Consider the following 25,626-nt stretch of genomic DNA (forward strand, 5'->3'; position numbering starts at 1 on the left):
CGAGCGGTAAACCTCTCCACCTGAGCGATAAGATACTGCCTGCTATTTCAGTTCTTATTTATCAGATGTTAAATATCGTCCGACTTGTCGTCCGCTAAATAAACAACCTCCAACAAAAGTGCCTTCTAACGCGCGATAGCCATGCACACCGCCACCACCAAAGCCGCTAACTTCTCCGGCTGCGTATAACCCAGGTACAGGCTTACCATCCATTCCGAGTACAGCACCATCTAGATTTGTCTGTAAACCGCCTAATGTCTTGCGCGTCAGAATATTTAACCTTACTGCAATCAGAGGCCAATTTTTCGTATCTAAAAATTTATGTGGTTTCGCAACACGCACAATTTTATCACCAACATAATTTCTTGCACCTTGAATAGCAGTTAGCTGTAAATCCTTCGTGAACTTATTGTCAATTTCACGGTCTCTGGCTAAAATCTGCTCCTTAATTTTCATAAAATCAAGAAGGTCATTGCCTGCTAGCTTATTCATCCCATCGACTAGCTCTTTTAAATCGTAGGCAATGACAAAATCCTCGCCATGATTTTTAAATGCTTGAATAGATGCAGGAGGACCAGGCAATACACGTTTCAGTACTTCACGAATACTTTTATTTGTTAAATCAGGATTTTGCTCGGAGCCTGATAGAGCAAACTCTTTTTCAATAATTTTTTCTGTCAAAATAAACCACGAATAATCATACCCTGTTTTCTGGATGGCTTCCAACGTACTTAACGTATCAAACCCTGGGAAATTTGGTGCCCCGAAGCGATTACCTGCTGCATCAAACCATAATGAAGAAGGTCCTGGTAATATACGAATACCATGATTCGGCCAAATAGGATCCCAATTTTTTAAGCCCTCTGTATAATGCCACATGCGGTCACGATTGACGATACGTCCACCCGCATGCTCCGTAATTTCTAGCATGCGTCCATCTACATAAGCAGGTACACCGCAAACCATATTTTTCGGAGGTGTGCCGAGACGCTCTGGCCAATTTTTCCGTACTAAATCCATATTTGCTCCAATGCCACCACTCGCTACAATAACTGCAGTTGCTTCATATGAAAATTCTCCAATACCAAGCCTGGAACTCTTCTCTCCTCGCTGTGCAAAACTTTCTGCAAGAATTGTTCCGCTAATGCCCACAATGCCGTCATCTTGTTGTATAAACTCATCTACACGATGCCTTGGCTTAAAGTCTAGATAACCTGCTTTCATCGCCTTTTTCACCTTGTCAACAAATGGCTTCACAATGCCGGGGCCAGTACCCCAAACAATATGAAATCGAGGAACCGAATTGCCATGCCCTCCCGCTAATGACCCACCTCGTTCGGCCCAACCAACAACAGGGAAAAATTTAATGCCCAACGATTTGAGCCATTCATATTTTTCACCAGCAGCAAAATCGACATATGCTCTCGCCCATTTATTGGCCCAGGAATCTTCGTCTTCCAGGCGATCGAAGCCAGCCGTCCCAAGCCAATCCTGCCATGCAAGCTCCTTGCTATCCTTAATGCCAAGTCTTCTTTGCTCGGGTGTATTCACTAAAAATACGCCACCAAATGACCAAAATGCCTGCCCCCCCATAGAGTTTTCAGGTTCCTGATCTACTAACAGTACCTTTTTGTTCGCATCAACTGATTCACAAGCGGCCACTAGTCCCGCTAGTCCTGCACCAACAATTGCTACATCATATTTCATGGTACACCCCCGAAAATCTTACTTTATTTACATACATTCTTCTCTCTGCGTTACTTTCCCACCTATTTACTTTAAAAAAATGACAAAAGTGTGACAAGGTAAAAACGTTCGTATTCCATATCAAAAGAAAGTGAGTTTTATTCAGTTAATCTATTTTATTCCAAATTATTCCCACATTATTTCTGACATTTAAGATTCGATAAACGCCCATGCTAACTGTATTAGTATATTTCGATAGCGCTTTCATTGTCCTCCCTAAAAAGACGAACATTAATTATATTAATGCATAAAATAGTTCGTAATTTGTTAGTTTTCAGACTTTTGAAGTAAAGTTTTTTTATCTTTTTTAGAAATATTGTTGACAAAGGTGAACAATAGGGATTATGATGTTATCAAATTTAATCACACAAAAATATAACGACGGAGACACGCTAGTCGCAAGAGAATCCAAAGAGAGCTGATGGTTGGTGTAAATCAGTGATTTCTACGATATAGTTCCACTCCTGAATAGATAAGCCGAACATCCAAAGTAAGCTTATCCGTCACATGCACGTTACGCATATAGCTAAGACTGCAAGAAAATGCATAACTTTTCGAAGCAGTGATTAAGGGTGGTACCGCGAACCAATGTTTTTTCAGCCTTTCGCCCCTTACGACACAATGAGTGTGTTTGTAAGGCGCGGAAGGCTTTTATATTGTTTTCGAACAAAGAAATGAGATTGTTTGCATGCTGTAAGATGTATCAATTTCACAAATTTTAGATTGTCCTATATAAAAACCATCACTATCAATTTTATTAAAAGGAGCTAATTACAAATGACTACTGCAACAAAAACAATTAATGTATTTATCGCTGATCCACTAAGTGAAGATGGTATTTTCCCTCTTCGCCAAGAAAAAGATTTAGATTTAAATGTTATTATCGATACTGGCCTTGCACCAGAGGAGTTAATCGCAAAAATTGGGGATGTTGACGTATTACTAGTTCGTTCTCAAACAACTGTGACACGTGAAATAATCGAAGCGGCTAAAAATTTAAAATTAATCGGTCGTGCTGGAGTAGGTGTAGATAACATCGATCTTGCTGCTGCAACTGAACATGGGATCATTGTTGTCAATGCTCCAGATGGTAACACGAACTCTGCTGCTGAGCATACAATTGCGATGATGACTTCTCTTGCTCGTCACATTCCGCAAGCATTCAACACACTTAAAAACGGTAAATGGGACCGCAAATCTTATGTTGGGGTTGAGCTTAAAAATAAAACACTAGGTGTTGTCGGCTTCGGTCGTATCGGCGTAGAAGTAGCTTACCGTGCTAAAGGTCAACGTATGAATATCATGGCATATGATCCGTTCTTAACAGATGAACGGGCAAAAGAGCTCGGTGTTATAAAATCTACAGTTGAAGAAATTTGTGCAGCCGCTGATTTCATTACAGTGCACACACCATTACTTCCTGAAACACGTAATCTCATTAATAAAGAGAAATTCGCTATGATGAAAGACGGCGTTCGCATCATTAACTGTGCACGCGGCGGTATCATCAATGAGGATGATTTATACGATGCAATTGCAGAAGGTAAGGTAGCAGGTGCAGCGCTTGACGTATTCGTTTCTGAGCCAGCAACAGATCATAAATTACTTACTTTACCACAGGTCATTGCAACACCTCACTTAGGTGCATCAACAATTGAAGCACAGGAGTCTGTAGCAGTTGACGTATCAAATGACATCATTAAATTCTATAAAACAGGTACTGTTACAAACCCAGTAAACATGCCTTCAATTCCGAAAGAACTACTTGCACAGGTTGAGCCTTTCTTCGAATTAGCAGAAAAACTTGGTTCATTCTTATCTCAAATAACTGCTGAACCAGTTAAAGAAATTAACTTATCATATGCTGGTGAAGTAGCAAACTATGATGTGCGCCCATTAACTTCAAACGCACTAAAAGGGTTACTTTCTAAAAATCATGGTAATCATGTAAATGACGTAAATGCTCGTTACCTATCTGAACGTATCGGCATGAAAATTAACGAACACAAAACAACAACAGCTAAAGGCTTCACGAGCTTAATTACAATTGAAGTAAAAACTGCTAATGAAACACATACAGTTGCAGGTACATTATTAAATGGTCTTGGCGCACGTATTGTCAAAGTAGAAGAGTATGTTGTTGACGTTATCCCACAAGGTCACCTTCTATATATTAAAAACACAGACAAACCAGGTGCAATCGGTCGCGTAGCAACAAAGCTTGCTGAAAAAGACATCAATATTGCAACAATGCAAGTTGGACGTGCACAAGTAGGCGGGACTGCGGTGATGATGCTAACTGTCGATAATGTTGTCACAGATGAAGACTTAGCATTTGTTTCACAACTTGAAAACATCGACGAAGTAAAAGCAATTGACCTATAATTTTATATAATCAATAAAATGGCCCGAGTTTAAGTACTCAGGCCATTTTTTACTATAAAGAACATACCTGCTGTAAACTGTTTCGACAAAATTAAAAAAACAAAAATGTACTGATTCATCGAGGAATCAGTACATTTTTAAATTACAACTTATTCACTAGTTTTAATAAAGCTGTTAAAGAATCAACTTCATAAGTTGGTGTTACAGCCCCGTTTAACACATTATTTTCACGGTTAATCCAAATATTACGCATACCAACACGAGATGAACCTAAAATATCAGTATTTAAGTTATCACCTACCATAATCGCCTCGTCCGCTGAGATACCAGCCTTTTCTAAGACATGTTCGAAGATGGATGCATCTGGTTTACCTTTACCGAAGTCCCCTGAAATAATGATATGGTCGAAGTATGGTGCGATTTCCGGTGTAATTTCTAGCTTTAAGTTTTGTAAGCTTGGCGCTCCATTTGTTAGTAATATGAGTTGGTACTTACCTTTTAGTTCATCTAGAACTGCAAAAGTATCTTCATATAAAAACGGCGATACTTTACGTTCTGCTACAAAACGTTCCCCCAGTTCTGCCCCTAGCTTTGCATCTTCAATACCAAGAGCCGCTAGCCCCTTTGTCCATGCATCTGTACGATAACCCGGCACGATACCTTTCATTTTTTGGAAAGACTCAGTTGTATCATCAAATGTACCCCAAAGGCCTTCGAATGGGTTAATGCCAATTAACACCGTATAATCATATGTTTCATAGCCTTCATAAAGTGCACGTGCTTCTTTGCGCACTGCTTCTTCTAAGTCATTTGGATCTACCGTATGTACTGTTGCTGCATATTCGCACGTTTTTTCAAATGCTGTTTTAACAGATTTTTTGTCCCATAATAACGTATCATCTAAATCAAAAATAATTGTATTAATTGACATTGTGTCAGCTCCTAGCTTCTTTTCTACTTGAAGAAAGCATTCCTATCGCTTATTTTAGCATATTTTCAAAATTGTTAGCATAGCATTTTATGCATATTCCTGCTCCTCAAGGGTCTTTACGAACTGTATCTTTCAATGAAAAAATACGAGTAACACAGCGTAGTGTTTTACTCGTAAAATGCTTTAACAACATTGATAATAACATTACAAGTTGATAGGACCTCGTACTTTGCGGGAAAAGTTTATTCAACTATCAGCATGGTTATTTTTTCTGCGTAATCTTTCCATTAAACTTTGAACTTCTTCTTTTTTTTGCTCTGTTTCTTCTTGTAAAATTTCGATATGATAGGTGTCATCGATTTCCTTTATAAGTACACGGTCACCCGCTTGGATTGGTTGATCAATTGCAGCAATCGATATAATAGCCTGTTCTACTTCATCTGGATATTTTAAAAAAATAGCGTAACCATCTTCAATACGGTCCAATGTGTATTTAGTCGAGCTCACTGACAATTTCCCCTTTCGCATTACGTAATTGTGCAGCATCTCCATCGTTTAGCCAAATTTGTCTTGTCGTCCATTTCAAATAATTTTGTCCCTCACGTGCGTCTGACCCACTTGTGACATATATCGTTTTACCAGGCTGCAATGTCACATTTGGAAAGTTAAAAATCTGATTACCCTCTATTGATACAAGCTGCCAATCTTTCAGTACAACTGGTTCTTTACTGTTATTTTGAATAGCAACAATTTCATTTACTAAATCTTTGCTTATCATTTCTACTACACCCTGTGGAGCTGTTGATGTAGTGGCAACTGTTCCCGACCATTCCTTCGCACTTACATCATAGTTTACCCCGTCTGTTGACACGGTAACAGTCCCTGCTTCGGCCGTTGCATAAATTTTACTACCAATCTGTTGTAACCGCTCTACAACCTCATCGTGTGGGTGCCCGTATTTATTGTCTTTCCCATAGCTCAAGACAGTTACTGCTGGATGCACTGCTTGAATAAAATTTTGCGAGCTACTTGTATTAGAGCCATGATGACCAGCCTTTAACACTGTCGCTTTAACATCTTGCGCTAGCATTTCCTTTTCTAAAGCCACTCCGGCATCGCCCGTTAATAAAAATGACACAGCACCATAAGTAAGTTTTAGTACAATGGACGCGTCATTATTATCTGATGCGGTTTCATCTGCGTTTAGCACTTTTACATTTATTTGCTCATCAAATACAATCTCGTCACCTGTTTTTGGCACATCATATGGAATATTTTTTGTATCAATAAGCGTCAGCATTTCTTCAAAGGTTTGTGATGTATGTACTTTCCCTGAATCGTAAAATTGCTTAACGTCGATGGAATTCAACACAGGGATTAATCCACCAATATGGTCAGCATCCGGATGTGTTGCTACCACAATATCAAGCTTTTTCACACCTAGTTCATGTAAATAAGAGACAATCTGTTGACCAGCACCTTTGACACCCCCATCAACAAGCATTGTTTTGCCATTTGGTGATTCTATAAAAATCGAATCCCCTTGACCTACATCAATAAAATGCACACGCATGTTTTGTCCTGCTGTTACTGGTTGTTTTTCCGTTTCCACCGACATCGTACAACCAGCTAGTAAAACAAGGCAAAATAGTCCTAAAATCATTTTTTTCATCAAATTACTTCCTTTCTATTATTCTATTATACAAAAAAGAGAGCTCACCCGAAGGCAGCTCACTTTTCTTATTAAACTCATATCAACCATAAAATCATCGTTACAATAATTGTTACAAGCCCTCGTAGTAATGTTGCGACAGTTTGTGCCTAGTGACTTTCATCCCACTGTACTGTGTAGTAACCCAAATATCTTTTTTGTTTTCAAGCGGATGAAGTGATACGGTTTTTGCATTGCCTGTTGCAAAGTAATATTTTCATCAACTAAAGATTCGACTATTGCGAAGTGCTCAAGCAATGCTAATTTATCGTTTTCATCAATAGCGCCCGACAATAAGACCGACTGCACATCTGTTGCTTTTACCACATTCGCCACCCCTAATGGCGCCTTCCCATGTAATGTTTGCCGATCGGATTTGCCTTCACCTGTTATCACAAATTGTGCGTCTACTAAATGCCTTTTTAACTGTACGGCATCTATCACAATATCAATACCTGCATGAAAAGTACCATGTAAAAAAGCTATTAACGCACCTCCTAAACCCCCAGCTGCACCTGCTCCCTTATAATCATGTAAGCGAATCTGATACTGTTTTTCAACGATATCTGCAAAATGCTTTAAACAACTATCGTAAAAGGCTATTTGTTGTTTATTCACCCCTTTTTGTGGGCCAAAAATTGCTGTTGCCCCATACTCACCGATCAATGGATTATCTACATCGCATGCAATAATAAAATTTGCATCAGCCAAACGTGAATCTAAACGACTTGCATCAATAGACTTTAAATCTAACAATGCAGATACTCCCTCAGCGATTGGTGTACCATCTTCCTTCTTCAATTGCAGACCAAGCACCTTTAACATCCCGATACCGGCATCATTTGTGGCACTACCGCCAATACCGATAATATACTTTCTAAATCCTTCATCAAGAGCAGCCTTTATTAACTGACCTGTTCCATATGTCGTGGCTATTTCTGGATTTTTCTCACTGTCCTGTAACAGCATGATACCGGAGGCCTGTGCCATCTCAATTACGCATGTTTCTTTATCACCAAGCACACCATACTGGGCTTCAATCATCCTGCCCAATGGATCTAACACATTTTCTGTAATATACCGCCCTCCCGTTGAAGCAATAAGAGATGCTAGCGTACCTTCTCCTCCATCGGCTACCGGTAGAATGACTGTTTCAATCGATTGATTAACGTCCTTGATACCTTCTTGCATCGCATTTGCAACGTCAATTGCTGACAAAGTGCCTTTATAGGAATCTGGACTAATAATTACCTTCATTTCATACCTCCACTGTTTACGACTATCCACATTTATCCAAATGTTACAGTCACAAATATTCAAATCTTTGGTATTTTTTAATAAGCTCTTGATATAAACGCTTACAATTTATAGCGCTTTTTCAACAAATTAAGTATGAAGCAAATTAAAACATTACAAGCTTTTTTTGATTGCAATTTTTACATATACAACTCAAGCTTTGTGCTCAACAGTCACATTCATCGCCTTACTCTCAGCTATCGACTAAATAAAATTAGAGAGTTTACAGGCTACGATCCGCAATATTTTGATGATGTTGTCATGTTAAAAATGGCCTGTTCCTTACGATTACAATAAAGAGCTATCAAAAAAGTAATAGTCTACTTTCTTATAGCCCTTTATTGTTAAGATTTAAATAAATCATTTAACAGTTCGATTTTTTTTGCTGTTGCTTCTTCAAAAGTCATGATATAGGCTGCAGGGTCCTTAGGATTATGGAACTGCGTAATCTTCCCTGTTTCGGGATGAACAAATTTCGAGGATGCCCCACATCCAACCCCTAAAATCGTCTGTACTTCTTCCATAATAACGATATTATAGATACTTTCCTCTCCCGCTTTACTGTAGCCAACATTTTCTAAATTTCCTAAAATATTTTTTTGTCGATATAAATAGTACGGTACATAATCATTATCTTTCGTCCACACTTGCGCCATATGCATCATTTCTGCAACTGTATCTCGATCTGCTACCTTATATTTAGCTTTATTACGCGTCATTTCTGATGCACGCTTAAATGATAGCGTATGAACAGTTAGCGACTCTGGTTGCATTTTTTCTGATTCATTCAATGAATGCTGGAATTCGTAAGTCCCCTCATTTGGCAAGCCAATAATTAAATCCATATTAATGTTATTCATACCCGATTCACGTGCTAGCCAAAACTTATCAACGGTTTCTTGTACCGTATGATGACGACCAATTGCCTTTAACGTTTCATCCGTATACGACTGAGGATTGACACTGATCCGATCAATGCCCCATTTTTTCAGCACAGCTAATTTTTCTGGTGTGATCGTATCAGGACGCCCTGCTTCAACCGTCACCTCACGAATGGTTTCAGGATGAGGGAAAGATTCATACATCGATTGATATAGTGCATCCATTTCATGTGCTTCAATAGAAGTTGGTGTCCCACCACCCCAATAAATCGAAGTAATTTTCATATTATTTTCCGTCAACCATTTCCCCATCTCACGCAACTCAATATGTAGTCCGTCTAAAAATGTAGCTACACGACCTTGCTTGCGATTACTGCCAATTGCATAGGCTGGGAATGTACAATAAGCGCATTTTGTCGGGCAAAATGGAATACCGATATAAACGCTAATTTCCTTACCTATGTTATCTAAATCTGGAATTGTCACTAACTGACGAGCCACAATTTCCTTTAGTAGCTCAACCTTTTCCTGTGACAGACGGAAATCTCGTATAAGTACCTCAGCAATTTCTGCATCGTTCATGCCAGCCTTTCGGAATTTATGATACAGTTTTGTTGGTCGCACGCCTGTTAATATTCCCCATTGTTGATGCATACCCGAATACTGTTCTAACACATCTAAAAATACATGTGATAATGCACGCTTCATCCGTATATTTAGCTCACGTCCAACAGCTTCAGTATCGTATTTAATATGATAATCATTCGTATATCGTTTGCCATCTACCTCTAGGACAGCATTCGTATATACAGAAAAATCTGCTTCAACGTGGTATGTAAAAGTAACCGCCATATCAGCTCCATGTGCTTCAACTTTTAGCTTGGAATCCTCAAAAAATAAATTCGCAATATGATTTAAAACTCGAATCCAATCCTCAGGATATTTTTGATCTATGTGAATAATTTTCATCTTTTTCGCTCTCTTCTTTCAATATTCCATTTTTACCGAAATGACCGATAATTGATTGCATCAATAGTTTAACAAATTTTGATAAGCTTACGCAAAGCTACTATGTTAACCACCTATAAAGACTGAATATTCTGAATAAAAATAGACATATTTATTAAGTAATACTATAATTTCTAATAAAGGTAGTGTTGATAATGGTCCTTATGAAAAAACATTATTTTTCTTCCGTTTCAAGCATCACCCACAAAATAGAAGTAACTTTCCATTATTTTGATTTACAACATTGTGATGAAAGAACATTTTTTATAACAGTTATACTAAAATATCAAACTCATCAGGTTCTTTGTGATTTTATATATATTTTAGATCATCCAGATGTTTACGGTGCCATCTCTATCAACGAGCATTATGCAAATGCAAAAAAGTTTTTTGAACAGCATGTCCATCACACGCTACTGTATTCTGATGAATTACTATTAGCTCAAAACTTTATGGATACACATTCCTTCAAAAAAAATTCCGACAATTGTCATTTGTTTTTGCCAAAAAAATAAAAAGCACACTACTAAAATTAATTAGTAATGTGCTTTGCCACATAAAATATTGAGCACTATAAACGGACTTTAAACAATCTAGCTTACTTTCAGATATAATGCTTATTAATTACTTCTCGTAAAAACACCATGGGCAATGATTTAAATTATTTTAAATAAGTCTCTACAAATTCAACAGGTACATATGTTTTTTGAGCCTCTAACAATGCTGGCTCTACCTCTAAAGGAAACAATGCTTTATTATAACCAAACATTTTTTCTCCACGAGTAATTGTGTACGATAAATTACCTTTTGAAATAATTGCGCCTTTCCCTGTTGACTCTACAGTGTAGCCAAGCTTTTCTGCAATCACGCGTAATGGCACCATCTTCGTTCCATCTACTTCATAATAATCAGTCGCTAGTATTTCTGCGATTTCTGCTTGTACATTTGGAATTTCCGTAGTATTTTGTTTCTCATCATCAAGAACTATTACTTTCGAAGGCGTTGTTTGAGCTGGGATACTTTTTGTTGAAGCTGTATAGAACACAACTAAATGTTTCTCTGACAAGTCTTCCGCTGTTACTTTCTCCCCTTTAATATTTAAAAGCTCAGTATTTTCAGCGATATTTAATTTTAAAATATCGTAAGTATTTGTTAAGTCTTCAAAGAAATAATCGACTTCTACAAATCCTGCTTCCTCTGTTTCAACTATGATAACATCAGGAGTGAATTGTGGTGGGTAAATTGCTTTTTGAGGCTTGTTTGCAAATGTGTAAGCCACTACTTTATCACCTTTTTGAAGTTCCACTTTTTTCCCTGTATTATCAAAAATAAGTGTTTCATTTGTTACCTCAAGAATATTCGATTGTTCACCGTCTTTTAACGTGTAGTATGTAATATTTTCACCAACATTTACATGATCAATTGTTCCATACGTGTTGTTGAAAATATGGACTGGATCAATTTGAATCTGCGGAACTTGCTCTTGTGCTTGTGCCGAATTTCCTTCATTTGCTGAAGCAACTGGTGCTACTGCTACGCTCCCAAATAACAACGCTGTCATAGCTACGGGTACAATTTTTTTCATTTTCATAATAATCTCTCCTCATTTTTAGGTTCATGGAAGTAGTAGCTTTAAAATGGAAAAAGTTACAGCTTGCACAGGAAAATTTATGATAAAAAGGAAAAATACCAATTGCCTAACACATTTGCATTTGTAGGTATATTCACGTAAAAGGAGACGACTCAAATTTTGAGAAGTCTCCCATTACTTTCAAAGTAAAATACTCGTGGCAACTTATTATTTAACTAGCTCCCTCAACCCTGTAATATCAATGCCTTTTAAAGCTTGCGTTGCCAGTCGATCCGCTTCTGAATTATCTTTCCGCGATACTGGCTTGTATTCAGGCTGGATCCCTAGCTCGTTTAACTTTGCATCAATTTTATCTGCCCACTTTGCTAGGTCTTTTTCTAATGCTGGCCATTCTCCACTTAACTGATTGAGAACAACTTGCGAATCGCCTACAAAGCTAATAGGTAGATGATGGACATTTAATAACTCTAGCTCCACTAAGCTTAAATAAAGAGCTGCATATTCTGCTTCGTTATTTGATCTGAGTTCAGCAGAAGAGGCATTTCTTCTTAACCTGTATGGCTTACCATTCTGTTCATAATAAATGACACACCCTAATCCTGACTGTTTAGTAGTACGGTCAAATCCCCCATCAAAATAGACCGTAATGTTATGTGGCTCAGTATCTACTTCTTTTAAGTATGCCTTCAGCTCTTTAATCGACCATATTACATCTTGGCGATCTATGAATTGTAGTGACTTAACGCGACCTGTCCGCTCCATATCCTCTGCTAATAATAAGGCTTGTGCTGCTGGCATTTCATCAGAGTGCAAAATTGTCCCCGCACCTTTTGGCGTTTTATAGGTCCATTCAATTGATATATGCATAACATTCCCTCCATTATTTTAGCTAATTATTCGTTCCCAATCATGTGCATTAATGGCAATGAACGATAATTACATTTTTTTTTTGAGTTGTTCTATTTTTGAAGTCGAGACAACAACTGCTAAATAAAGTTAAAACGTGCCTCGATTTACTGAGACACGTTTTTCTACTTACCTGTTATATGTGCAAATATCCGTTTAATTATTCCTAAAAAAGCTATTTAGCCAAATGAGGAGTAGACAATGGCTTCGCTGATAGGAATCGCAATATCGCCGGTTTGACACTCTTTATCGCCGGTTGATCCATCGCTTCCGCCGGACGGTGAGACAACTTAGTTACCTTTATTGAATTCCTTCATACAATGTCTGTATTGGTTTTACTAAAATGCGGTTTACTTCTTCGATCACTTTGCTTAGCTGCATCTCTGCCTCAAGCATAGCGGAGATTTTTTCATTTTGCTGGGCAAGCTGTGCCGCTTTTTGTGCATAGACAAGCTCATCTTCCAGTAAATCCTCACCAGCTAACTGCTTCTTCTGTAATTCAATTTGAATCTTACGGAAGTTTTTGAATACATTTAATGCTTCTTCATCTGCCTTCACGACTTCTACAGCTTCTTTTAAAGTCTCAAATTCGGCTGTCTTACGGAAAGTTCCTTCTAATGCATTAATTTCATTGTAAATATTAATCATCAACATAATCCCCTTTTTAAATAAAATAGACAATTAAACCTTGCACAATCCCAATTAAACCACCAAGTACTGCGCCAAGAACGGTAATCATTTTAAATTCTCGCTTTGAAATACCTAATACAAGCTCTTCCAGTTTAGATACTGGAAATGAATCTACTTGCTCACGAACAACTTCCTGTAAGTTTAAACGCTTTAGCACGTCTTCTAACTTGTCTTCAGCCTGGATAAACGCTTTTTCGATTAATCGTGGAACAACACTTTCTGTCATCCACGTACTACCTTCAGGCCAATAATACGATATTGGATGATTTAATCGCTCCGCTACTGCTAATTGCTCTTTTACATAACTTTGTAAATTCGCTAAAATCGGCTCAAAGTTAATATCCTCAAGAAAGTCCATTGCTGGACGGTCCTTAAGTTTTTCCCATTCCTGCATAAAAATTTTCGTTAATAGAGATGTCGTTCCTGGTGCCTGTATAAACTTTACAAGTTCACGTTGGACTTTGCCTACTAGTGACGAGGAATCACCCAAAAACATATTAATCATGCCACCAAAAGAACCTTTAGATGATAAGAAATCATCAATCATTGCCTTTATTATCAATTCGCCTTCTGGTGATAAAAAATAATCCTCACCCTTTTCCAAGATATGTCCAACTGCTACTGGAATTTTGGCATCGATTACATTTTGAATGTCCGCTGATAACAGTGTACGAATAGAGCTCGTTGATAATGTATTTTTTACTGATTCAAATTGTCCTGCAACAATTGCCTCTACTTTTTGTTCAATTGTAGCTGGCATGTTAGCAAAGCCAGCTAAATTCAACCAATCTTGAATCGTTTTATCATCAGTAAAAATAGTTTCTTGTACTTTTGATTGGACGAACTGCTCCACTTTGTCTTGAATGTCCTTCGAGAAAAATTTCTTTCTAAAGGTTTCGGGCGTCAATAAATAATTTACAACCGTTAACCCAAGCTGCTTTGCTAATTCATCACGTCTCTTAGGAATAAGACCAGGTGTAAACGGCACGCGCCAATTTTTAATATAGATAGCCTCATGTGGCCGAAAAAGCATTTTTATTGCTAGATGATTCGTGACGCCGCCGATCGCTGCACCAATGACTGCCATAAATAATAATGTCACTAGAAAATTGTCCATTAGTATCCTCATTTCAATCGTATTCACTGTGGCGTATTTTGTCGCCTTCTGCACTTATTATAGCAGAGCAATGAAATTCCACGAAAGAAATACCCCCATAAAATTGAATAGTTGCAAAATAACCACTATCCTTGAATAATGATAAGTAACTACAGATGGAAATGAGGATGTTTATGATACAGCATTTTAGCTTTAAGCCTCTTTTTGAAAACACACAGCTCCCAGGTTGGACTATTTCGTTCTTCTATCAACGAGAACGCTACGTTGCAGAATATTTAAAAGATGGTGAAATACGATGGATTGGACCTATACCACCAAACGAAGACGATGTTAAAAAAATGATTCACGAGCTAATGCTTTACCATGTTTACGATTAACAAAACAACAGTTTTTTACTCTTACATCTCATAAATATGCAGAAATTTCACTACTATTTGGACGCTAATTTTGCAAATATTGCTTATTCATATTGATATTCCTGTATTATTCTTATACATTTAATAAATAAGGATATTCTTAAATGTTTTTTATGCAGGGGGCTATTTCAATGAGTAAAGTCACACTTTCAGATGACTTAAACAGCTATAATTCAAAAGCATTAATACGTGCAAAGGTAAAGGAACTTTTTTCTGAATTTTCCGCTAAAATTTTCGAATTAGCCAATGAGGCCGGTACTATTGATAGTAAAAAATTCGAGACGCTTACAGGCTTTAGTAGTAATTTCTATAATGAATATTGTAGCCAATTAAAAGCTTTCTTTGATTCTCCTAGCACGTTAATGGGAAAACGTTCGATAAAAAATATGTATTTTTCATATAACGGAAATAACTATGTATTAACGCAACAAGGGCTTACAGAAAAGGCACCTATCACAATCTCCACGTTTTCAGGGGTTGTTCCTTTCAAAGAGACAACACATGACGTGGAAAAAGCTTGCCTTAAATTACGTTTCCAACAACAATAAAACCGCATGAAAGTAAAGCAGGTTTATTACTTTGAGCGTTTATGCTCTACTTGCGGACAGAAAAAGAGGTTATCTCAGATGAGACAACCTCTTTTTTGTTGCATATTGAAAATAATTCATTTAAAAAAATCCGCAAGTAAAGCTCTCTTGAGATTTTTGACGTGTCGTTTTATATGAGATGCAAATGCTTCTTTCTCTAAACAAACTATCCTTGCTCCATATAAAGTTAGCATATTGTATTTTGATTTTCAATCATTTGTCGTTCAAAATGCTCGTTTTTTCAAAATGAATTGTCCTCTTTAATTCCATCGAAAAAGTGGTTGTCAATATTTGTGTTTTGCTACTAAATAATTTATGATTGAAACATCCAACAATTTTTTAAATCATAGGAGGTGTACACTTTGTTTACTTCCCTCATTTGGGCGGGAGCAAAGGAATTATTTGGACGGAGACATATTGGAAATAACCATAAGGTTGGCGGCATTCGCTCTACTAATTATAATGACAGGATTTTTTGTTGCAACAGAGTTTGCTATCGTTAAAGTAAGAGCTACCCGGATTGATCAATTGCTTGCAGAAGGACATAAAAAAGCGAAAAATGCAAAACGGGTTATTTCAGATTTAGATGAATACTTATCTGCATGTCAGTTAGGTATCACCATCACGGCACTTGGTCTTGGTTGGCTTGGTGAACCTACATTTGAAATCATTTTACATCCAGTGTTTGAATTTTTAAATTTGAACGGTAGTATAACATCTATCCTTTCATTCATACTTGCATTCTCAATTGTCACTTTTATGCATGTAGTTATTGGGGAATTGGCGCCAAAAACTTTAGCCATCCAAAAAGCTGAATTTGTCACATTAAATCTTTCTGGCACATTAATTTTATTCCACAACATTACGTATCCCATCATTAAATTGTTAAACGGCTCAGCACGAGCGTTAACAGGCATGTTCGGGCTTAAGATGATGTCAGAATCAGAAGTAGCACACACTGAAGAAGAGCTACGAATGATTTTGTCTGATAGTTTAAAGGGTGGAGAAATTAATAACTCAGAATATGAATATGTTAACAGTATTTTCGAGTTCTCAGATCGTCTTGCAAAAGAAATTATGGTACCACGTACTGAAATCGTCGGAATTGAAAAAGAGCTGACGATTAAGGAAGTATTTGATTTAATGGGCGTCGAGCAATATACCCGTTATCCAATTATTGATGGCGATAAGGACCATATTATCGGCTTAGTAAACATGAAACACTTATTAACGGCATACATTAAAGATCCTGTAAATGGTGACAAACCTGTGCTTGACTATATGCAGCCGATTATACGTGTTATGGAAACTACGCAAATCAATGAGCTATTACTAAAAATACAGCGAGAACGTATTCATATGGCTATTTTAATGGATGAATATGGCGGAACATCAGGTTTAGTAACGATTGAAGATATTATCGAGGAAATTGTCGGAGATATCCAAGATGAATTCGATGAAGATGAAATCCCCGAAGTACAAGAAATTGCCGAAGATCATTTTATTTTAGATGCAAAAATGCTACTAGAAAACGTCAATGATATGCTAGGTACTGACATAGAAGATGATGATATCGATACAATCGGTGGTTGGTTCATGACGAAACGTTTTGATGCGGTTGAAGGTGATAGCATTGAGATGCAGGGCTATGAATTCACAGCTAAAGAATTAGATGGTCACCATATACTATACTTAGAAGTTCTAAAATTACCTGAACTTGATTTAGCAAATGAAACCGAAGAATTGAAAGACTATAAATAAACATGCTAAAACGACTCCCTTTCATATAAGGGAGTCGTTTTATAATGCCCTAAAGTTTTGCGAGGAGGAAACAAAATGGAGCTCTATACAAATTTACGGCAAGGGGAAAAAGGTGCTTGGTTATCCATCGGTACTTACTTAATACTGAGCTCAACAAAACTGACAATTGGTTATTTAGGCACATCAGAAGCATTAAAAGCAGATGGACTGAACAATACAACGGATATCATCGCATCCATTGCTGTTTTAATCGGCTTACGTATCGCGCAAAGACCACCTGATTCTAATCACCAATATGGCCATTTACGCGCTGAAACCGTTGCATCACTTGTTGCTTCATTTATTATGCTAATTGTCGGCTTACAGGTTCTTTTCAATTCTTTAAAAAGCCTTTGGGAACCTACTGGTTCGACACCATCTTTATTAACTGCCTATGTAGCTATTGGCAGTGCCATTGTTATGTATCTTGTCTATCGCTATAACTTAGCCTTAGCTAAAAAAATTCGTAGTGCCGCTGTAAAAGCTGCCGCTTACGATAACCGCTCAGATGCCCTCGTTAGTATTGGAACAGCCATCGGGATTTTTGGTGCGATTTTCGGCTTTCCGATCATCGATACGCTGACTGCATTAGTGGTTGCCTTTCTTATTATTAAGACTGCCGTAGAAATCTTTTGGGAAGCGGTTCAAAGTCTAACAGATGCCTTTAATATTGACGAAGTTGAAACATTGTCCGTATTAATACGCAATGTAGATGGTGTGATTGAGCTGTTGGATTTCAAAGGACGGGCACATGGCAATATGTACTTTATCGATGTGACGGTCACTGTGAATCCTTATTTAAATGTTTTCGAAAGTCATCGCATTACTGAGGAAATCGAACACACCGTAATGCGCGAAAACCCATTTTGTCAGGTGCTCGTGCACATTGAACCACATATGGAGGTAATTGCTCCAGCAGATGACAACAAGGAACTGTCTAAAAAGTCCTTCAAACAATAACGTCCGCCTTCCTATATGGTAAAAATCTGCTTTGCTTTCCGCGAGCAAGGCATGAGCCCATCAGAGCAACAGGATGTTGGTCACGAAGGCGTTGTCACAGGACGTGACGACTTTAGTCTTCGTTCCACTAAACATTCCCTGTTGGGTCTCATGCTCTTGCTTTTCCTGCTCCTGTCGCTACCGTTTCACTCATGCTTTCGTCGCAAATACGATTCGCAGGAGTCTACGCGGATTTTTACCTTTGCATCAAAAAAATAGCATACTTGGCCATCTCTAAGCATGTTGTTTTTTCTTTTGGGACAGCCCCTTGTTTTATGTTGTTCTTTTTTGAAACAATGTAAATTAGAATGGTCTTTTACTTAATCGCTATATAGATATCGACCTGCGCTTCATTTGGGTTGGCACATCGTTCATCATACTTTTCAAAATCGCCAGTATAAGTTCTTTCTTCCTGTGAATTGCCAAACCAAGCCCAAATATCCTGCCACGCTTTAATGACAACCTCCGTAATTGGCCCTTTTTCCGATGTAAAGACCAGATACTTTGCAGCTGGGATTGACTTTGCTTCCATGCCTTCAGGAATTTCATCAATTGCTGATACTTCCATTCCAAGCGTCAGAGTATAATGGCCATTCACATCACTCTCATAATCAGAATACAAACCGTATGTTACTGCTCGGTTCACTTGATTTGAAATTTGCTGCGCGACATTTTGTTCATAAAATGCCGACCATAGATGAGAGATCTTTGCTTGTGCTGTTATCTCATTAGCATTGCTTGTTCGTGCTGCCACCCCTACCACATTAAAAGCATCTTTCTCAATGACAACAGGTTTGATACTTTCACTCTTTCTCCATCTTTTTAAACTAGGTAAAAAGGAAGCTAACATTTGTCGTGCTTCATCTTCTCCCATACCATCTTCCTTTAAATGGAGCACACATATTTCAATCATTTCTTTAATTGTTAGATTAGGCTGCTTAAATTCACCTTCTCCATAACAATATGTACAATACTCTTGACTCACTTGACCTTCTTTTTCCGTACCTAATAATTTCTCATCCACTAACGGCATTCCACAACTTTGACATTGACTTTGCATGTTTAAATCCACCCTTCGTCTATTTGTCATTACTATAACCAACCAAACCTGACATCTGTATGTCATCTATTAGATTAACTTCTATTGTCTTTATATAATTTCACAATTTCCTGCGCACGTTCTTGCACAATCTCACTGATATGAGGAGGATTAAGAATCTTTATTCGATTACCAAAGCTGAGTAAGAAACCGTATAGCCATTCGTCTTCTGGTAATGATACTTGAACGATCAAATTTTCGATATTTACGTTTTCTGTACCAAACGTCTCTTCCACTAATGTCACAATTTTCACATCAAATGACAACGTAAGGTCAACTAAGTTTTGGGGCTGATACCAATCTTCATTCCATGGCAATGCCTCTAAATTAACTTCCTTGCGTGTAAAAGACGTCATCTCTTTTTTTAAATCCTTCATTCTTGAAATCTTAAATACACGAAAACTTCTCCTTAATAGACAATAGCCATACACATACCAAACTTTCCCTTTTTGTACTAAAGTATGTGGCTCAATGACTCGGTTTGTTGTCTGTCCATAGCCTGTAGAATAGATAAAACTCACACAATACTCGTTTTCAATTGCTTTTTTAATTTGCGTAATCTGTTCTTTTAATATGACGTTGTGCCCCCATGGACTTAGATCAATGAATATTTGATCAATGGATTGTTTCACTTTGGTATCTGCAACACCGGTTAACTTTTCAAGCACGGCCTCCGCGTGGACATCCTCATAGGAGGTCAGAGCGCTCTTGATAGCAATAGAAAGAGAGGCAAGCTCATCCTTTGTAAACACTTGCTTATCCACTCTGTAACCCTCTATTACACTAAACCCTCCATTCACTCCTTGCTGACTCATAACAGGAACTCCAGCAAGACTAAGCGTTTCTACATCTCGATAAATCGTACGAACTGACACATCAAACAACTCAGCCAATTCTTGTGCCTTCACTTTTTTACGGTTAATTAAAATCATGGTCATCGTTAATAAACGGTCTAGTTTCATTTTGCTCACTCCTTTTAGTACAATGAGAGGTTCATGTTAAAATTTTTTTACTATAACATCTTAATTTTATTTCCTTTTGTTATTAAGTATTATTTAAGTACTTTTTGAGTTTTGTTTAAGTCAAATGTACTATAATTACGCCTGATAAATTATTACAAACAATATGGTTTTTTGCCAATAAAAGAAAAAAATAACTCAAGAATCTCGAATAAGTATTGAATGAGCTATTTTTCTATTTTAATCACGCTGTTTTTCGGTTTCATTAAAATAGTATAAGAACGCTTATACAATTATTTCAATTCTCTTAACACAACATAAAAAAATTCTATTCTCTATATATGAGGAGCCTTTTCAAAAGCAATGAACTAGAGTTTAATGGTCTTCAATTTAATTGTATAAAGGAGATTTTGATGTGATTAGAGCCGTTTTAATTGACAATGAACCTTTAGCTTTACACTATTTTCAAAACAAACTACAAAACTTTCAACAAATCGAGGTAATACAAACCTTTACGAGTGTAAAACTATTCCTAAATAACCTTCCTTCCATGGAATTCGAGGTTATATTTTTAGAGATTAAACTGGATGAACTGAATGGGCTTGAAGTAGCAGATATTATAAAAGCTAATCGCCCACATGTAAGTGTTATATTTATCACTTCTTACCGAGATTTTGCTATACAGGCATATGAAGTTGGTGGTCTTGATTACTTACTAAAACCAATTAGCCATGCGCGATTAGAAAAAACAGTTTTACGTATAGAGCATGAATTTTCTATGCAGCAATTAACACAACAAGCTTGCAATACATTGTTAAACGTTCAATGTTTCGATCAATTTGCTGTGTATAGCAAGAATAGCTTAGTATCTTTCAAAACTGAAAAGACGAAAGAATTATTTTCTTATTTCATCTTGCACCCAAACATGCCTATTCATCGTGATTATTTAATTGAAATTCTTTGGCCTGATTTAGATTATGTACGAGCTAAATCAAACCTACACACTGCGCTATCTTACTTAAGAAAGACTTTAAATAACGTAGGGTATTCAAACTGTATCATCTTTTCCAATAAATATTATGTTTTTGAAAAACCTAATATCTCATGTGATTTATATGAATTCCAACAATACTATAATGATTTTACTAAATTAGAGTTTCCACCAATCTTTTTAATCAATCAATGCCTTACTATCTATAAAAATGGTTTATTAATATTTGATGATTATGGATGGGCAACTACATATAAAGATAAGCTTTATAAATCATACATAGATTTATTAGAAAAAGGTTTTCAGGCTACTGTATTAACTGAAACTGCAACAGCCATTGAATATTTAAACACCCTGTTAGAGTACGATCCGTACAACGAACAAAAGCTTGAATACTACTTGCAAGTTCTAATGAATGCAGGTCATCATAAACAAGCACATAAAATTTTTTTAGCCTATGAGCAAAAATTAAAGGAGGACTTGGCACTTACACCAAGCCCAACTTTAATGGAACTTTCCAACAAATTATTTCAAAATAGATAACTCTTATTTCAACAAAAAACGACGGGCAACTACAAATTTGTAGGAACTCGCCGTTTACTATTTTTTATAGGTATGTTTTATTCATTCATTTCTACCTAACAGCCTAAATGCCACTGCCTTCAGTCAATCCATGCTTTACGGCATATAGAGCAGCCTGTGTACGGTCTTGCACCTGTAACTTCGTGAAAATATTAGAAATATGTGTTTTAACTGTTTTTTCAGTAACGAATAAAGAAGAAGCTATTTCTCGATTACTTTTCCCCTTTGTGAGCTCTGCAAGTACATCCTGCTCTCGAGGCGTTAATGGATTTAGCACATGTAGTGCATTTTCTGATTGTTGTCTATCCATTTCAAGTGTTGATGTTGCTTCAGGATGTAATGTATTCTCGCCTTGCATAATTCTACGAATCGATAAAACCAATTCATCTGGTTCGATATCCTTTAGCTGATAGCCTGCTGCTCCTGCCTCCATGGCTGGCACAACATGGTCTCGGTCAGAAAAACTAGTTAACATTAAAATTTGTATTTGTGGTAACTTAGCTTTAATACGCTTTGTTGCCTGAATACCATCCATTTCCGGCATAACCAAATCCATTAAAATTATATCTGGCTGTATACTTTCAGCTAATGCGATTGCTTCAATACCATTTTTAGCTTCTCCAACAACTTCAATATCTTTTTGCGTTTTTAAAAAAAATAATAATCCGCGACGGACTACATGGTGATCGTCTGCTATTAATACACGAATCATTTTCATTCCCTCCCTTAATATGGCAATCTGATTAACAGCTCCGTTCCTTTGCCAAGTTCACTAACCCAGTCAGCTGTGCCACCAACTGATTTTGCTCGGTCTTTAATCGACTGCAAGCCCATTGATAGCAACCTAGCATTTTTATCAATCACAAAGCCTCGTCCTTCGTCACGAATGACAAGCAAAATATCTGTTGCAGTTACAGTAATGTAAAGTGCCGCCTCTAACACGCCAGCATGTCGACGCACATTATTGAGGGCCTCCTGCGCTACACGAAATAACGTTTCTTCAATACGTGAAGGAAATTGCAACACACCAGAAACCGTTATTTGCAGCTTTAAGCCTAGCATTTCCGCATAGACTTTAATCGCCTCTAATAAACCATTTTCTAAGCCTTTGGGGCGAAGCTGCCAAATAAGTGCACGCATTTCTGTTAAAGCATCCTGCGTTAAATGTTGAATCTCCTTAAATGTTTCCTTTACATCACTATCGTTGCTCATTTCAATCCCAGCTCTCGCCGTCAATGTAACTGAAAACAGCAACTGATTGACAGAATCATGTAAGTCACGTGCTAAACGATTTCGCTCCTTCACAAGTGCCATTTCCTGCTCCTGCTTGGTTAGTAAAATTCGTTTAATAGCGGAACCCATTTGAAAGGCAACCGATTCAAGTAAGGCTAGCTCCTCCTCTGAAAAACGTACCGTATCTTTTGATGCTACATTAAGAACCCCAAAGCGCTCCTGCCCCGATTGAAGTGGTACCGTTGCGTGATGGGTGATACCTGCGTGATCACCCACATCTGCCGCTATAGCACTTTCTATACGTTGACACTCGATAATATTAGAAGCCTTTTTTAGTTCTTCATTGCGGTATCGAGATACACACCAACAGCCACCTTTTTTCAAATAATGACAATTTTTAAATTCCAATGCCTCTGGTAAATTCTCATGGACAACAAGCTCTGACCGCCCCTTAGCATCTATAAAAAAAATCCAACCTGTTTCAAAATTGGTTCCATTTAAAAATTTTACAAGGGCGCCTTTTAGCATCGTAACAATTTCTGTTTCCTCGTTTAATAGTTCAGCGATTTCTTTTAAAATACTGATATTCGAGTGCTCGTTCTCTCTCACAAAAACACCTCTTTTTTTTGGCGTTACTAATTTTAATGATAACATTTCCAAGTCAAAGGCGTCCGTTTCAGCCATTCATACTTTAGACTGAATTTCATTTGTTGGAAATAGATTGCACTATCCTTACTAGATAATTTACTTCTATATTCAGAACATCTATAATCGTACAAGTATAAGGTTACTAATAAGGAGAGTTTTAATATGTCTAAAAAACAAGAAAATGGCTTATTATTCATTTGGATTGTTTCTGTAGTTGCAACATTCGGGTCATTGTACTTTTCAGAAATCCGTCACTATGAGCCTTGTAAAATGTGTTGGATTCAACGTATTTTTATGTATCCAATTGTCATTATGACAACCATTGCTTTTATTCAAAAAAATGCTCGTATTGCTGTAACAACAGCCGTATTTGCCATTATCGGCGGTTGCGTATCACTATATCATTATGGTATTCAAAAACTAAGCTTTTTAGCGGATTCAGCCCCCTCTTGCGGTGCAGTATCTTGTACAGGCCAATACATTAACTGGCTTGGTTTCATCACAATTCCATTTTTAGCGCTAACAGCATTTATTTTAATTGCAGGGGCAAGCTTTTATTTAATGAAAACTGTAAAAGAAGGAAAATAATTAAATTGAGACTATCCCATTTGGGTATAGATGCTCCAAATTGAACTATGCTTTTGTAAATGATAAGTTGTCTACAAAAAAAATTCGCGATACTCTTGTGTGACAGCGAACCAAGCGAGACCTGCAGATGCTTTAGTACCTGTGTGGTTTGCTGATTGCCCACCAAAAGAGAGCGAATTTTTTTGCATCAAAATTTCATGAGTACGATTTAGGTAGAAAATAGATAAAGGGGCCTTTACACAGCCTTCTTTTCGACGGAGGAAGATAGATGTTTCATTACAAAATAAATGACAATAATTTGACGGTTGAGGAACTACTACGAAATCATTGGAAACTAGGAAAAAAACTAGTCCATGAATTACGGATGGCAAAGGCGGTCACAACAACGGATGGCGAGCCCCTGCAGTGGAAGGAACCATTACAAGCAGGAACAATGATAAAATTCACATTTCCTATCCCTTCTTCTAGCTATAAACCAACACCCGTGTGTGCGATTGATATTGTCTACGAAGACGACCACTGTTTGATTGTCTCTAAACCAAAAGGCATGGCGACACACCCAAATGATGCGCGTGATACACATACGTGCATGAACCATGTTATGGCGCACATAAAGGAGCAAGATGGTGTTTATGCGGAGCATGTTCATCGTCTTGACCAAGGTACACAGGGCTTATTACTTGTTGCCAAGCATCCACTTGCAAAATCGATATTTGACCGAATGATCGAAGAAAAAACAATCATTCGTACGTATGCTGCGGAGGTCCAAGGAAATCTGCGCTCTACTTCTGGCACTATTGCAGAATCTATCGGTAAGGACCGACACCATGCAACGAGACGAGTCGTGTCAAAAACAGGACAACATGCGGTTACTCACTATGAGGTTGTAGCACGCTATAAACATTCTTGTGTTGTTCACCTGATTCTCGAAACAGGACGAACGCATCAAATTCGTGTGCATATGGCACATATCGGTCATCCTATTATCGGAGATACGATGTACGATGCACGCGAAACAGCGAGTGGTGACTATGAACTACACGCCATACAATTAGAATTCGAACATCCATTTTTAAATAAGCGCATCGTAGTAAAGGATGAAAAACAGTAACACTTTTCTCAAACAAGAGCCAGTAATATTTTCAAGCTTTTCTGGGAGTCACGATCGCTTCTACACAACAAAATATCTGTCTACGTTACACTTTTATGATGAAGAAGCTATCTCAAATGAAATTGGGATGGCTTTTTTCTTTTCAAATAGAAGTAACTATATGAACTCGTTGCTTTCCGCTACGGCGGACGCTTTTCGCGGGCACGGCTTCAGTCTCCTCGTCGCTACGCTCCTGCGGGGCCTTTTCGCTCATGCTTTTCCCGCAGAAGTCGCCGCCTTCGCTCCAATCAACTCGGGTCGTCTATAAATGATCGCGGTGAGGATAGGATGACGAACAATAGTAATAATGAA

The 25,626-nt window shown here is 37.5% G+C and carries 24 protein-coding genes; 10 read left to right on the forward strand and 14 right to left on the reverse strand.

All coding sequences use genetic code 11. The features are described from left to right. Positions 1-54 precede the first annotated feature (54 nt). Positions 55-1,707: an FAD-binding dehydrogenase gene (locus ACOMCU_RS21125; RefSeq protein WP_421051297.1), complete on the reverse strand. Its 1,653-nt coding sequence runs from the start codon at positions 1,705-1,707 to the stop codon at positions 55-57. Between the two features lie 816 nt (positions 1,708-2,523). Here ACOMCU_RS21125 and serA point away from each other — a divergent pair. Continuing rightward, a complete protein-coding gene (gene serA, locus ACOMCU_RS21130) occupies positions 2,524-4,131 on the forward strand; it encodes a phosphoglycerate dehydrogenase (protein ID WP_010857329.1) in 1,608 nt (535 codons plus the stop codon). 142 nt (positions 4,132-4,273) lie between these two features. Here the strand turns inward: serA and ACOMCU_RS21135 are convergent, their stop codons facing one another. From ACOMCU_RS21135 to ACOMCU_RS21150, 4 genes are all read right to left on the reverse strand, one after another. Then, a complete protein-coding gene (locus ACOMCU_RS21135) occupies positions 4,274-5,062 on the reverse strand; it encodes an HAD family hydrolase (RefSeq protein ID WP_421051299.1) in 789 nt (262 codons plus the stop codon). A gap of 246 nt (positions 5,063-5,308) precedes the next feature. Next, on the reverse strand, positions 5,309-5,569 hold the full coding sequence (locus ACOMCU_RS21140) for a DUF3006 family protein (RefSeq protein WP_010857327.1): 261 nt from the start codon (positions 5,567-5,569) through the stop codon (positions 5,309-5,311). Further along, the gene (locus tag ACOMCU_RS21145) at positions 5,556-6,734 is read right to left on the reverse strand and encodes an MBL fold metallo-hydrolase (protein ID WP_010857326.1); all 1,179 of its coding nucleotides are present in this window, start codon (positions 6,732-6,734) and stop codon (positions 5,556-5,558) included. The genes ACOMCU_RS21140 and ACOMCU_RS21145 overlap by 14 nt, the downstream gene beginning before the upstream one ends. 159 nt (positions 6,735-6,893) lie before the next feature. Next, positions 6,894-8,030, reverse strand: a complete 1,137-nt coding sequence (locus ACOMCU_RS21150; RefSeq protein ID WP_421051301.1) for a glycerate kinase — start codon at positions 8,028-8,030, stop codon at positions 6,894-6,896. A 135-nt stretch (positions 8,031-8,165) separates the two neighbouring features. Between ACOMCU_RS21150 and ACOMCU_RS21155 the strand changes: the two genes are divergently transcribed. Continuing rightward, the gene (locus tag ACOMCU_RS21155; RefSeq protein ID WP_421051303.1) at positions 8,166-8,366 is read left to right on the forward strand and encodes a helix-turn-helix domain-containing protein; all 201 of its coding nucleotides are present in this window, start codon (positions 8,166-8,168) and stop codon (positions 8,364-8,366) included. 47 nt (positions 8,367-8,413) lie between these two features. Here ACOMCU_RS21155 and ACOMCU_RS21160 read toward each other — a convergent pair whose 3' ends face one another. After that, positions 8,414-9,919, reverse strand: a complete 1,506-nt coding sequence (locus ACOMCU_RS21160; protein WP_421051305.1) for a coproporphyrinogen III oxidase — start codon at positions 9,917-9,919, stop codon at positions 8,414-8,416. Between the two features lie 194 nt (positions 9,920-10,113). Here ACOMCU_RS21160 and ACOMCU_RS21165 point away from each other — a divergent pair, with 194 nt between their 5' ends. Then, a complete protein-coding gene (locus ACOMCU_RS21165; RefSeq protein WP_010857323.1) occupies positions 10,114-10,473 on the forward strand; it encodes a hypothetical protein in 360 nt (119 codons plus the stop codon). 146 nt (positions 10,474-10,619) lie between these two features. Here the strand turns inward: ACOMCU_RS21165 and ACOMCU_RS21170 are convergent, their stop codons facing one another. From ACOMCU_RS21170 to ACOMCU_RS21185, 4 genes are all read right to left on the reverse strand, one after another. Beyond that, positions 10,620-11,549, reverse strand: coding sequence for a stalk domain-containing protein (locus ACOMCU_RS21170; protein WP_421051306.1), 930 nt, complete (start codon positions 11,547-11,549; stop codon positions 10,620-10,622). Positions 11,550-11,756: 207 nt separating this feature from the next. Beyond that, positions 11,757-12,416 carry a ribonuclease H family protein gene (locus ACOMCU_RS21175; protein ID WP_421051307.1) on the reverse strand — a complete coding sequence of 220 codons (660 nt, stop codon included), beginning with the start codon at positions 12,414-12,416 and terminating at the stop codon, positions 11,757-11,759. A 339-nt stretch (positions 12,417-12,755) separates the two neighbouring features. Beyond that, positions 12,756-13,103, reverse strand: coding sequence for a YlbF family regulator (locus ACOMCU_RS21180; RefSeq protein ID WP_010857320.1), 348 nt, complete (start codon positions 13,101-13,103; stop codon positions 12,756-12,758). A 16-nt stretch (positions 13,104-13,119) separates the two neighbouring features. Next, entirely contained in the window at positions 13,120-14,262 is a 1,143-nt protein-coding gene (locus ACOMCU_RS21185; protein ID WP_421051308.1) for a DUF445 domain-containing protein, read from the reverse strand. A 173-nt stretch (positions 14,263-14,435) separates the two neighbouring features. Between ACOMCU_RS21185 and ACOMCU_RS21190 the strand changes: the two genes are divergently transcribed. From ACOMCU_RS21190 to ACOMCU_RS21205, 4 genes are all read left to right on the forward strand, one after another. Then, complete coding sequence (locus ACOMCU_RS21190) at positions 14,436-14,639, forward strand: YheE family protein (RefSeq protein ID WP_036129709.1); 204 nt, start codon at positions 14,436-14,438, stop codon at positions 14,637-14,639. A gap of 170 nt (positions 14,640-14,809) precedes the next feature. Further along, complete coding sequence (locus ACOMCU_RS21195) at positions 14,810-15,226, forward strand: hypothetical protein (RefSeq protein WP_421051309.1); 417 nt, start codon at positions 14,810-14,812, stop codon at positions 15,224-15,226. A gap of 456 nt (positions 15,227-15,682) precedes the next feature. Next, positions 15,683-17,026: a hemolysin family protein gene (locus ACOMCU_RS21200; protein ID WP_268890947.1), complete on the forward strand. Its 1,344-nt coding sequence runs from the start codon at positions 15,683-15,685 to the stop codon at positions 17,024-17,026. Between the two features lie 75 nt (positions 17,027-17,101). After that, on the forward strand, positions 17,102-18,025 hold the full coding sequence (locus ACOMCU_RS21205) for a cation diffusion facilitator family transporter (RefSeq protein ID WP_010857315.1): 924 nt from the start codon (positions 17,102-17,104) through the stop codon (positions 18,023-18,025). Between the two features lie 355 nt (positions 18,026-18,380). Here the strand turns inward: ACOMCU_RS21205 and ACOMCU_RS21210 are convergent, their stop codons facing one another. Together ACOMCU_RS21210 and ACOMCU_RS21215 are read right to left on the reverse strand one after the other, a co-directional pair. Next, positions 18,381-19,124 carry an effector binding domain-containing protein gene (locus tag ACOMCU_RS21210; protein WP_010857314.1) on the reverse strand — a complete coding sequence of 248 codons (744 nt, stop codon included), beginning with the start codon at positions 19,122-19,124 and terminating at the stop codon, positions 18,381-18,383. A gap of 74 nt (positions 19,125-19,198) precedes the next feature. Beyond that, the gene (locus ACOMCU_RS21215) at positions 19,199-20,125 is read right to left on the reverse strand and encodes a helix-turn-helix transcriptional regulator (protein ID WP_421051310.1); all 927 of its coding nucleotides are present in this window, start codon (positions 20,123-20,125) and stop codon (positions 19,199-19,201) included. Positions 20,126-20,537: 412 nt separating this feature from the next. Between ACOMCU_RS21215 and ACOMCU_RS21220 the strand changes: the two genes are divergently transcribed. Then, complete coding sequence (locus ACOMCU_RS21220) at positions 20,538-21,656, forward strand: response regulator (protein ID WP_421051311.1); 1,119 nt, start codon at positions 20,538-20,540, stop codon at positions 21,654-21,656. 103 nt (positions 21,657-21,759) lie between these two features. Here the strand turns inward: ACOMCU_RS21220 and ACOMCU_RS21225 are convergent, their stop codons facing one another. Then, positions 21,760-22,407 carry a response regulator gene (locus ACOMCU_RS21225; protein WP_010857311.1) on the reverse strand — a complete coding sequence of 216 codons (648 nt, stop codon included), beginning with the start codon at positions 22,405-22,407 and terminating at the stop codon, positions 21,760-21,762. A 14-nt stretch (positions 22,408-22,421) separates the two neighbouring features. Continuing rightward, positions 22,422-23,537 (reverse strand): GAF domain-containing sensor histidine kinase, encoded by a 1,116-nt coding sequence (locus tag ACOMCU_RS21230; RefSeq protein WP_036130920.1) that lies wholly within the window; start codon positions 23,535-23,537, stop codon positions 22,422-22,424. Positions 23,538-23,738: 201 nt separating this feature from the next. On the opposite strand from ACOMCU_RS21230, the gene ACOMCU_RS21235 reads away from it, so the two are divergent. Then, on the forward strand, positions 23,739-24,164 hold the full coding sequence (locus tag ACOMCU_RS21235) for a disulfide oxidoreductase (protein ID WP_010857309.1): 426 nt from the start codon (positions 23,739-23,741) through the stop codon (positions 24,162-24,164). 268 nt (positions 24,165-24,432) lie between these two features. Beyond that, on the forward strand, positions 24,433-25,275 hold the full coding sequence (locus ACOMCU_RS21240) for an RluA family pseudouridine synthase (RefSeq protein WP_010857308.1): 843 nt from the start codon (positions 24,433-24,435) through the stop codon (positions 25,273-25,275). The last annotated feature ends 351 nt before the right edge of the window (positions 25,276-25,626 follow it).

The organism is Lysinibacillus sp. UGB7 (assembly GCF_049058285.1).
Lineage (GTDB): Bacteria > Bacillota > Bacilli > Bacillales_A > Planococcaceae > Lysinibacillus > Lysinibacillus sphaericus_B.